The sequence below is a fragment of the Massilia sp. ST3 genome (assembly GCF_018119405.1).
GTDB lineage: Bacteria > Pseudomonadota > Gammaproteobacteria > Burkholderiales > Burkholderiaceae_D > Telluria.
This window is the reverse complement of record NZ_JAGPWC010000058.1, coordinates 22,578-32,580: the sequence shown is the minus strand read 5'-3', so window position 1 is coordinate 32,580 and position 10,003 is coordinate 22,578. Positions and strand designations below refer to the sequence as shown.

The window sequence follows — 10,003 nt, the reverse complement described above, 5'->3', positions numbered from 1 at the left end:
CCGCCGGCCAGCGTCGGCCAGCGCAGGCGCGGGCGGGCTTGCAGCCCTTCATCGGCAAATACTTCCTGCGCCGATTTCTGCAGGATGCGGCGCGTGACCTGCGGGCTGTTCTCGACGTAGGCGCCGAGCAGCGCGCGGTCGCACAGCAGGTTGATCCGGCGCGGCACGCCCTGGGTCAGGCGGTGGACCAGGGGCGTGAGCGCCGGTGGAACCGGCGTCCCCGTGGCGCCGGCCACCGCCAGGCGGTGCGCGACGTAGGCGCCGGTCTCGGGCTCCGACAAGGGCCCCAGGTGGTAGCGCGCGATCACGCGCTGGGCCAGCTGCTCGAGCTCCGGGCGCGCCAGCATGGCGCGCAGCTCCGGCTGGCCGATCAGGATGATCTGCAGCAGCTTGCGTTCGCTGGTCTCGAGGTTGGTCAGCAGGCGCAGCTGCTCCAGCACCTCGGGCGACAGGTTCTGGGCCTCGTCGATCACCAGCACGTTGTTCAGGCCCTGGGCGTGGGCCTCCAGCAGGTAGCGGTTGATGGCGTCGACATAGCCCTTCACGCCGAAGGGCGAGGGCCCGGCCGGCGGCAGCTCGATGCGCAGCTCGTCGCACACGCTCAGGAGCAGCTCCTCCACCGTCAGCTTGGGGTTGAAGATATAGGCCAGGCGGCAGTTCTCGGGAATCTGCTCGATGAAGCAGCGGCACACCGTGGTCTTGCCGGCGCCGATCTCGCCGGTGAGCAGCACGAAGCCGCCGCCGCTGCCGATGCCGTACAGGAGGTGGGCCAGCGCCTCGCGGTGGCGCTCGCTCATGAACAGGTAGCGCGGGTCGGGCGCGATCGAGAACGGGGCTTGCTTCAGGTGGAAGAACTGGTTGTACATGCGTCGCTAGCGGCCGGGAGGCTGCGGTTTGAACTTAGCGCAGTATATTTTGCTTTTGTCATTCGCGTACGCGATCGTGCTGCCGGGATTCGACCTGCGCAGTGCGTAGGGGGTGGCGTCCTGTGCGCGGAAGGCCACGCCGGCCTGGTCGCGCACCGATTTTTCCAGTTCCTCGGGCGTGCTGTCGGTGACGGCGCCGACGAACACGATGTCGCTGCTGTCGTCGCTGACCATCACCTCGCGCACCTGGGCGCCCCACAGGGTGGCCTCGGTGCGGAACCAGTAGGCCCCGCCCTCGCGCTTGTAGGACGGCCCGAAGGCCTGGGTCAGGTACTGGTGAAAATACCTGTTGTCCAAATGGCTGCGGCACAGCAGCGCGCTGCCGATCACCGGCCCGAAGGTCGAGGGCGCCGCCTGGACGTGCACGGCCGCCAGCGCCAGGACGGCGCAGGCAAGGTGCTTGGCAACGGATGGGGTAAAGGGACGGATCACGTGCAGGGTGACGTTCGGCAATCCTTCCATTATGCGCCAGCCTGGGCAGCTTGGCGACAGCGGACCGCAAGCCGCCGGCAGCCCATCGCCCGAATTTGCGTTTTACGCCACGTTTTTGCACGTCTGTCGTTTTCCACGCGCTGCCGGCCCACTTTTGCCATATCGTTAAGCCTCCCCCGATCCCGTTGTCCAGACCAAAATGAAAACCGCCATCAAGCACACCCTCCTGGCCGCCGCCATCGGCGCCGGCTTCCTTGCTACCCAGGCCAGCCATGCCGAGCAGCCGCCGGCAGGCAGCATCACCGAGCAGCGCACGGTCGGCGCCTTCAGCGCGCTCGAGCTTTCCGGCCCCTACCACGTGGTGGTGCGCGCCCAGGGCCGCCAGGGCATCGAGCTCAGCGGCGAGCGCAAGCAGCTCGAGGAAGTCGAGACCGTCCTGCGCGGCGACACCCTGGTGGTGCGGCCGGTCGAGCGCAGCGGTTTCCAGTTCAGCTTCGGCAAGCGCCGCGATACCGTGGTCATCCACATCACCGCCGCCCAGTTGAAGAGCCTGAAGATGTCCGGCAGCGGCGACGTCGAACTCAGCCAGGTGAGCGGCGACCGCTTCGCCCTCAGCGTCGACGGCCCGGGCGACCTCGACGCCAGCGGCGCGGTGCGCGAGCTGAGCCTGCGCGTGAGCGGCAGCGGCGACGCCGACCTGCACCGGGTCAAGGCGGCCAATGTCACCTTGAACATGTCCGGCCCGGGCGACGTGCGCCTGTCCGGCGTGGGGAACGAACTCAACGCCACCGTCAGCGGCTCGGGCGATCTCGAAGCCGACGACCTGCGCCTGGCGCGCCTGCAGGCCCGCCTGAGCGGTCCGGGCAGCATGAAACTGGACGGCAGCAGCCGCGAACTGCGCGCCGAGATCAGCGGCTCGGGCGACTTCCAGGCCTGCAACCTGGCCGCGGAAACCGTGACCACGGCGCAGCACGGTCCGGGCAACGCCTGCGTCGGCGGCGCCATCCGCAAGCTCGACGCCGAGATCACCGGCTCCGGCGAACTGAACGCGGCCGGCCTGCAGGCCAAAACCGCCGTGGTGCGCATGGGCGGGCCGGGCAATGTCACGCTCAGCGGCACGGTGGGCGAACTGAACGCGGTGCTCACCGGTTCCGGCGACCTCGACGGCGAGGAGCTGAAAGTCAAAAAGGCCGTGATCAAGAACCAGGGCCCGGGCTCGGTCGAGCTGGCCCAGGTCGAGGACACCCTGGACGGCGAGCTGCGCGGCTCGGGCGACCTGACCGCGACCGTGTCAGGCAAGCGCCTGCTGCTGAACATGAGCGGTCCGGGCAATGCCCGCATCGACGGCAAGGTCGACCTGGTGCGCGCCCAGTGCAGCGGCTCGGGCAGCCTCGAAGGCCGCCAGCTGACGGCCGGCCGCGCCGACATCGCGGTGCGCGGTCCGGGCACCGCGGCCGTGAATGTCCTGGGGCGCGAGCGCCGCAGCAATGGGCAGCTGCTGGTGGTGGACCGCGCGGGCAGCAGGAATTCCCCGTAGGGTGGACGGCTCCGCCGTCCACGCGGTGATAGTTTGCAGCAAGATCATCCGGCGCGAATCCGGAGCCCATAACAATCCCCGCGTCGGCGGCAAGATCATCCGGCGCGGTATCGGAGGGGATAACCATCACTGCGTCGGCCGCATAGCCGCCAACCCGGCGGCGCCGGTCAGGCCGCCGCGGCCTCCGCCAGCACCTGCTGCACTTCCGCCGGCACCGCCGGCTTGAGCAGGTGATGATCGAACCCGGCAGCGCGCGAGCGCGCCCGGTCCTCGGCCGCGCCCCACCCGGTCAGCGCGGCCAACAGCACCCCTTCCATCCCCGGCAGTTCGCGCAGGCGGCGCGCCGCCTCGTAGCCGTCCATGCGCGGCATGCCGATGTCCAGGAACACCAGCTCCGGCCGGAAGCCGGCCGCCACCTCGAGCGCGTTCACGCCGTCATAGGCGGTGCGCGTCTCGTGCCCCGCCATCTGCAGCAGCGAACAAAGCGAGTCGGCCGCGTCGGCATTGTCGTCCGCCACCAGCACCCGCAGGCGCCGGCCGGCCGCGGCCACCGGCGCCGCGCTTGCCGAAGGCGCCGTCTGCACCGCGCGCACGGCCAGCGGCAGCCGCACCGTGAAGGTGCTGCCCTGCCCCACGCCCGGGCTGGCCGCCGTGACCTCGCCGCCGTGCAGCTGCACCAGCCGGCGCACCAGCGACAGGCCGATCCCCAGGCCGCCGTTGGAGCGGTCGATGCTGCGCGCCACCTGCGAAAACATCTCGAACACCGCCGCCAGCGATTCCGGCGCGATGCCGATGCCGTTGTCCGCCACCTCCACCCGCGCCATGTCGTCCTCGCCCCACGCGCGGATCGCGATGCGCCCGCCCGCCGGCGTGTACTTGGCCGCATTCGACAGCAGGTTGCTGAGCACCTGGCTGATGCGCACGGCGTCGGCCTCGATGGTCAAGGGCGTCTCGGGCACGTCGACCTGCAGGCTGTGCTTCGCCCCCTCGATCAGCGGCTGGCTGGTCTCGACCGCGGTGCCGATCACCTCGCGCAGGTCGACCACCTCCTTTTGCAGCACCAGCTTGCCGCTGGAGACGCGCGCGATGTCGAGCAGGTCGTTGATCAGGTGGACCATGTGGTTCACCTGGCGCTCCATCATGGCCTGCACACGCGTCAGGACCGCTGGATTGGCGGCGCCCATGCGCAGGATCTCGAGGCCGTTGCGCACCGGCGCCAGCGGGTTGCGCAGCTCGTGCGCCAGGGTGGCCAGGAACTCCGACTTGCGCCGGTCGGCTTCCAGCAGGGCCTCGGTCGAGCGCACCCGCTCGATGTGGGCCCAGCAGCGCTCGACCACCGCCTCGACCAGGGCGACTTCGCCCGCGGTCCAGGCGCGCGGGCGGTCCTGGTGTACCGCCATCATGGCCACCAGCCGGCCGCCCTTCACCAGCGGGCAGCAGATGATGGCCTGGATGCCGATCTGGCGGAACATCTCGGAACCGTCGTCCGCCGCGAGTTCGGCATCGACGTCGCCGATCAGGAGCGTGCGGCCTTCGCGCATGTCGGCGCGGGCGCGCGAGCCGAACAGGTCGAGCGAGTACACGCCGACGGTGGAGACCGCGCCCGGCACAGTCCAGTCGTGGCGGATGGTGAAGCGGTCGTTGTCCGGCTCCACGTCGGCATAGGCGACCCGGGTGACATCCATGTACTCGCCCAGCAGGCGGGTGGCTTCGTCCATGATGGCCTTGGGGTCGGCGGCGATGCGGGTGGCTTCGCCGATCGCATCCAGCAGGCGCAGGCGCTCCTCGACCTGGCGCCGCTCGGTGATGTCGGCGCCGGTGGCCGCGATCGACAGCAGCTCGCCGCCCTCGCCGGTGACCGGCGTGAACACGACGTCGGTCCAGCGCCGGCTGCCGTCGGCGATGAAGTAAGGCAGTTCGTGGCGCACGGTGGCGCCGCGCGCGGCTTCGGCCATGCCCGCGCGCACCGTCTCCATCAGCGGCGCCGAGCGGTTCCACCAGCCGCATTCCCAGAACGGCCGGCCCAGCACGTCCGCGCGCCGGTAGCCGCAGGCTTCCAGTGCGACTTCATTGACCTCCACCACCCGGCCGTCGAGGGCCATCAGGGCCGCGTAATGGGTGCCCTGCTCGAAGAAGGTGCGAAACAGCGCATTGGCCTCGGCCGTCTCGCGCGCGGAGCAGACGCAGAACACGCCAGCCACGGCCCCGGCCTCGTCGCGCAGCGGCGTGGCGGAAAACGAGGCGTAGACCGCTTCGGGATAGCCGTTGCGGCGCAGGACGAAGAGCTGGTTCTCGCCGTGACTGGGACGCCCCTGCAGCACCTCGTCGATCAAGGGGCCGACCTGGTGCCAGACCTCGGCCCAGATGCCGGCGAAAGGCCGGCCCAGCACCTGCTCGGCGCGGTCGGCGCGGGCGCCGAGGATGGCCCGGTAGCCGTCGTTGAACAGCAGGCGCAGCTCCGGCCCCCAGGCCACGTACATGGGCTGGCTAGAACCCAGCATGATGCCCACCGCGGTGCGCAGGGACTGGGGCCAGTACTCGAGCGGTCCCAGCGGGGTGGCGCCCCAGTCGGTGGCGCGCAGCAGCGCGCCCATGTGGCCGCCGCCTGCGGCAAAGGACAGGCGCGGGTCGGGCGCGCTTGCGGTCGGGTGAGTCTGCATGTTCCTGTTTCGATTCCATCTATCAACGCCTGCCAGGCAAGACAGACCGCCGGAACGATAGCACTTTCACCAGAAACGTGTTGCCGGGCTGCCCGGCGGAAACCCAACTATGCCTGGCCCTCGAACCACCGGCGGCTCGCCTCGTCGGCGGGGAAGAAGGCCTCAAGCCGCAGTTCGTGCACGGTCACGTCGTGGGGCGTGCCGAGCGTGGTGATGGTGGTGAACAGCTTGAGCGACACCTCGTCCTTGCGCAGGGTGATCGGCATGAACGGCAGCGCCAGCCGGTCCAGGTTGGGCTGGCTGGCCGCCTGCGCGATGCCCGGCAGGGCCACCAGCTCGTCCAGCAGCCTGGCCGCCTCGCTGCCCGGGCCGTCGCCCATGGCTTCGCGCTGCACCCATTGCAGCTGGTCGGTGCAGACCTCCTCCCAGTTGACCAGCGCGGGCCGCAGGCCGTTCGGGTCGAGCGTCATGCGGATCACGTTGACCGAACCGTCGCGCGGGATCGGCGCATGCGCCGGCAAGCCGAGGAAGAAGCGCATCATGCGCGCCGCCGGCTCGTTGGCCATGACCAGGTTCCACAGCCGGTCGACCACCAGCGCCGGATAGGGCGACTGCTGGTGCAGCATGAACTCCAGCGCGCGCTTGACCGCCTCCATGTCGGGATCCTCCAGGTTGCGTTCGCGGTAGGCCGGCGCGAAGCCGGCCGCCAGCAGCATCGCATTGCGCTGGCGCAGCGGAATGTCCAGCGCCAGCCCGAGCTTGAGGATCAGGTCCTTGCCCGGCTGCGCCCTGCCCGTCTCGAGGAAGCTCAGGTGGCGCTGCGAGATGCCGCTGTCGACCGACAGGCGCAGCTGGCTGATGCCGCGCTTGCCGCGCCAGTAGCGCAGGGCCGCCGCGAAATCGCTGAAATACTGCGCCCCGGCCGGGCTGGCGAGTGCGTCCATGCTGTCCCTCCCTGTCATTGGTCGGCACGATTGTGGCCGATCGACCTGATGAACTCAAGCAGGTCGGCATTGACGCGGTCGCGGTGCGTGAGGAACATGCCGTGCGGCGCGTCCTCGTACAGCTTCAGGGTGGCGTCCGGCAGCAGGCGCGCAGTGGGATGCGCGGTCAATCCCGGCGGCGCGCTGGCATCCCGGCCGCCCGCGATCAGCAGCACCGGCACGTCCACCCGCGCCAGCTCGGGACGGAAGTCCTCCTGCGCCAGCGCGCGGTTGCAGGCGCACAGGGCATGCAGCGAAGCCCCCATGGCCATCGTGCGCAGCCAGGCCCGGGTGCTCTCGCTGGTCCCCGGCACGAAGGGCTCCATGTTCTCGTCGATCCAGCCGGCGAAGTCGCGCATCAGCTGGCGCCGCACGGCCGCGAACAGCTCACCGGGGATGCCTTCCGGGTTGCCGGGCGCCTGCGCCAGGCAAGGCGTCATCGGCCCCAGCAGGGCCGCGCCGCGCACCCTGGCGCTGCCATGGCGGCTCAAGAAGCGCACGATCTCGCCGCAGGCCATCGAGTGGCCGACCAGGGTCACGCCGTCCAGGTCGAGGGCGTCGATGACGGCGGCGATGTCGTCGGCCAAGGTGTCGAAGTCGTAGCCGCGTCCCGGGTCGGACGAGCGGCCGTGGCCGCGCCGGTCGAAGGCGATCACGCGGTAGCCGGCCTCCAGCAGGGCCATCATCTGGACGCTCCAGGAATCCGAGGTCAGCGACCAGCCGGCCACGAACAGCACCGGCTCGCCAGCGCCCCAGTCGCGGTAGAACAAAGCGGCGCCCGACTTGGTGCGCACGGTGTTCGGGATGGCGCACAGTGCGCCGTAAGGAACCAGCGGGTTCATGGCGGCCCCCTCAGGCGACGAAGTCGAGGAAGCCGGTGACGCTTGCCAGCCGCCCGTCCGAGCTCAGGGCGGCGACATCCAGGCCGCGCGCCGCCACCTTCCCCTCCGGCCCGACCAGGGTCCAGGAGAAGCGCAGCACGTCGTTGTGGCCGTCGGGCGTGCCGGCCAGTTCGAAGCGGTGGCCAGGGAAGTGCTGCTGGGCGCCCGCGATCAGGGCGTCGATGCCTTCGTGGCCGGCGCCCTGCATCATGGGATCGAGGTAGCGGGCGTGGGGCGCGAACAGCGACCCCACCAGGGCGCGGCGGGCGGCGCCGTCGCGTTCGTTCCAGGCGTTCAGGTAGTGCTGGGCAATCGAGTGTGCGTGTTCCATGGTGTTCTCCGGTTGGTGGGCGAATGTCGTTTCGACGGAATCCATTCTCGGAAAACGCGCCTGCGCCGGCGATTACCTCCCAGGTAATCGCGCATTTAGGTGCAGCTCAGCAATACCAATACTAGTACCAATTATTTTCTCTGCAAAATCAACTATTTACGCTTATAACCGGCGGCTATCGGGGTATACCTGCAAAGGAAATTTGCATACCAGTTAAATACCTGTTGACATGACGGCAGGCCCTGCCTATAGTGCGCTCACCTCCCCGGCTCTCTTTACAACCATGATCGACTATCTCATCGGCGTCGATGGCGGCGGCACCGGCACGCGCGTTCGCCTGGCCCGTGCCGACGGTACTGAACTCGCCCAAGGCGCCAGCGGCCCGTCCGGCCTGCGCCACGGCATCGCGAATGCCTGGAACGCGGTCGACGCGGCCGTCGCGCAAGCCTTCGCCGCGATCGGTATTTCCAGCATTCCCATGGGCTCCTGCGCCATCGGCCTGGGCCTGGCGGGCGTGCACAACAAGGAATGGGCGGCCGCCTTCAGCACCGCCAATCCGGGCTATGCCGCCTTCATCCTCGACACCGACGGCTACTCGACCCTGATGGGCGCCCACCAGGGCCGCCCCGGCGCCATCGTGGCGATCGGCACCGGCAGCGTGGGCGAAGCCTTGCGCGCCGACGGCCAGCGCGTGGAAGTGGGCGGCTGGGGCTTCCCGGCCGGGGACGAGGCCAGCGGCGCCTGGATGGGCCTGCGCGCCCTGAACCACATCGAACAGGTCATGGACGGCCGCGTGCAGGGTGGCGAATTCGCGCAGGACGTGATCGCGGCCTGCGGCGGCCACCGCGACGCGGTCCAGGTCTGGCTCGGCAAGGCCACCCAGACCGACTACGCCGGCCTGGCGCGCTTCGTGGTGGCGCACGGCCCCACCGACCCGGTGGCGCTCGCCATCCTGGAACACGCGGGCCGCGAAGTGGCCAGCATCGCGCGCGCCCTCGACCCCACCGGCACCCTGCCGCTGTCGCTGTGCGGCGGCCTGGGCGAGCCGCTGCGCACCTACCTGCCGGCCGAGACGCTGGCGCGCTGCAGCCCGCCGCATGGCGACTCCGCCGCCGGCGCGCTGCGCATGATCGAACTGCACCTGAAGGGATCGCAAGCATGAAGGGCAACATCCTGACGCCGGAAGGCTGGGTCCATGGCGCGCTGCGCCACGGCGTGCTGATCGACGCCATCGAGGGCAGCCCGGTCGACCCGGACAGCAACGGCGACGACTACATCCTGCCCGGCTTCATCGACGTGCACGTGCACGGCGGCGCCGGGCGCGACATGATGGAAGGCGGCGACGCCCCCCACGTGATCGCGGCCATGCATGCGCAATACGGCACCACCAGCCTGCTGGCCACCACCATGACCGCGCCGCTGGAAGACATCCGCCAGGCCCTGGACGCGATCGGCGCCGCCTGCCGCGCGCGCGGCAAGAAGGAAGCGCGCATCCTCGGCGTGCACCTCGAAGGCCCCTACATCAACTCCGGCAAGCTGGGCGCCCAGCCGCCCTATGCGCGCGAAGCGACCCTGGACGAAGTGAAGAGCTTCGACGACCAGGCGCCGATGCGCCTGATCACCGTGGCGCCCGAGATCGACGGCCACATGGAGCTGGTGCGCCAGCTGGCCAACGCCGGCATCCGGGTCCAGATCGGCCACACCAACGGCGGCTACGAGGTCGGCGTGCAGGCGCTGGAGCATGGCGCGGCCGGCTTCACCCACCTGTTCAACGCCATGCCCGGCCTGCACCACCGCGACCCCGGCATGGTGGGCGCGGCGCTGGCGCACGGCGAATACGCCGAGATCATCCCCGACCTGCTGCACGTGCACCCGGGCGCGATCAAGACCGCGCTGCGCTGCATCCCCAAGCTGTTCTGCGTGACCGACTCCACCGCCGCCGCCGGCATGCCGGACGGCGAGTACATGCTGGGCCGCCAGGTGGTCCACAAGTGCATGGGCGGCGTGCGCCTGGCCGACGGCACCCTGGCCGGCAGCACCCTGACCATGGACCAGGCGCTGCGCAACCTTGTCAAGATCGGCCTGCCGCTCGCCGACGCCAGCCGGCGCGTCTCCACCAATGCCGCCGACTACCTCGGCGAAACCCGGCGCGGCCGCCTCGCGCCGGGCTGCCACGCCGACTTCGTGGTGCTCGACCGCGAACTGAACATCAAAGCCGTCTATATCGAAGGAGAAGCCCTGTGACGTCACCAA

Annotated in this window: 9 protein-coding genes; 3 read left to right on the top strand and 6 right to left on the bottom strand. The window is 70.0% G+C overall.

Features of this window, described 5'->3' with window-relative positions:
* The coding region (locus KBW98_RS17930; protein ID WP_211521524.1) for an ExeA family protein at positions 1–866 on the bottom strand (866 nt) is incomplete at its 3' end.
* A gap of 6 nt (positions 867–872) precedes the next feature.
* Positions 873–1,388, bottom strand: a complete 516-nt coding sequence (locus KBW98_RS17925) for a hypothetical protein (protein ID WP_229429268.1) — start codon at positions 1,386–1,388, stop codon at positions 873–875.
* Positions 1,389–1,557: 169 nt separating this feature from the next.
* On the opposite strand from KBW98_RS17925, the gene KBW98_RS17920 reads away from it, so the two are divergent.
* Positions 1,558–2,895 (top strand): head GIN domain-containing protein, encoded by a 1,338-nt coding sequence (locus tag KBW98_RS17920; RefSeq protein WP_211521523.1) that lies wholly within the window; start codon positions 1,558–1,560, stop codon positions 2,893–2,895.
* A 167-nt stretch (positions 2,896–3,062) separates the two neighbouring features.
* On the opposite strand, the gene KBW98_RS17915 is transcribed toward KBW98_RS17920, so the two are convergent.
* From KBW98_RS17915 to KBW98_RS17900, 4 genes are all read right to left on the bottom strand, one after another.
* Complete coding sequence (locus KBW98_RS17915) at positions 3,063–5,555, bottom strand: ATP-binding protein (RefSeq protein ID WP_211521522.1); 2,493 nt, start codon at positions 5,553–5,555, stop codon at positions 3,063–3,065.
* A 107-nt stretch (positions 5,556–5,662) separates the two neighbouring features.
* Positions 5,663–6,499 carry a helix-turn-helix domain-containing protein gene (locus tag KBW98_RS17910; protein ID WP_211521521.1) on the bottom strand — a complete coding sequence of 279 codons (837 nt, stop codon included), beginning with the start codon at positions 6,497–6,499 and terminating at the stop codon, positions 5,663–5,665.
* A 14-nt stretch (positions 6,500–6,513) separates the two neighbouring features.
* The gene (locus KBW98_RS17905) at positions 6,514–7,380 is read right to left on the bottom strand and encodes an alpha/beta fold hydrolase (RefSeq protein WP_211521520.1); all 867 of its coding nucleotides are present in this window, start codon (positions 7,378–7,380) and stop codon (positions 6,514–6,516) included.
* A 10-nt stretch (positions 7,381–7,390) separates the two neighbouring features.
* Positions 7,391–7,750, bottom strand: coding sequence for a nuclear transport factor 2 family protein (locus tag KBW98_RS17900; RefSeq protein WP_211521519.1), 360 nt, complete (start codon positions 7,748–7,750; stop codon positions 7,391–7,393).
* Between the two features lie 283 nt (positions 7,751–8,033).
* On the opposite strand from KBW98_RS17900, the gene KBW98_RS17895 reads away from it, so the two are divergent.
* Both KBW98_RS17895 and nagA read left to right on the top strand, forming a co-directional pair.
* On the top strand, positions 8,034–8,912 hold the full coding sequence (locus KBW98_RS17895; protein WP_211521518.1) for a BadF/BadG/BcrA/BcrD ATPase family protein: 879 nt from the start codon (positions 8,034–8,036) through the stop codon (positions 8,910–8,912).
* Positions 8,909–9,994 carry an N-acetylglucosamine-6-phosphate deacetylase gene (gene nagA, locus KBW98_RS17890; RefSeq protein WP_211521517.1) on the top strand — a complete coding sequence of 362 codons (1,086 nt, stop codon included), beginning with the start codon at positions 8,909–8,911 and terminating at the stop codon, positions 9,992–9,994. Before KBW98_RS17895 ends, nagA begins: the two co-directional genes overlap by 4 nt.
* The last annotated feature ends 9 nt before the right edge of the window (positions 9,995–10,003 follow it).

What these genes read in the sequence shown, in the direction of transcription:
- KBW98_RS17915 (WP_211521522.1), bottom strand. Translation starts at nt 5,555, where the DNA reads ATGCAGACTCACCCGACCGCAAGCGCGCCCGACCCGCGCCTGTCCTTT.
- KBW98_RS17900 (WP_211521519.1), bottom strand. Translation starts at nt 7,750, where the DNA reads ATGGAACACGCACACTCGATTGCCCAGCACTACCTGAACGCCTGGAAC.
- KBW98_RS17910 (WP_211521521.1), bottom strand. Translation starts at nt 6,499, where the DNA reads ATGGACGCACTCGCCAGCCCGGCCGGGGCGCAGTATTTCAGCGATTTC.
- KBW98_RS17920 (WP_211521523.1), top strand. Translation starts at nt 1,558, where the DNA reads ATGAAAACCGCCATCAAGCACACCCTCCTGGCCGCCGCCATCGGCGCC.
- KBW98_RS17925 (WP_229429268.1), bottom strand. Translation starts at nt 1,388, where the DNA reads ATGGAAGGATTGCCGAACGTCACCCTGCACGTGATCCGTCCCTTTACC.
- nagA (WP_211521517.1), top strand. Translation starts at nt 8,909, where the DNA reads ATGAAGGGCAACATCCTGACGCCGGAAGGCTGGGTCCATGGCGCGCTG.
- KBW98_RS17895 (WP_211521518.1), top strand. Translation starts at nt 8,034, where the DNA reads ATGATCGACTATCTCATCGGCGTCGATGGCGGCGGCACCGGCACGCGC.
- KBW98_RS17905 (WP_211521520.1), bottom strand. Translation starts at nt 7,380, where the DNA reads ATGAACCCGCTGGTTCCTTACGGCGCACTGTGCGCCATCCCGAACACC.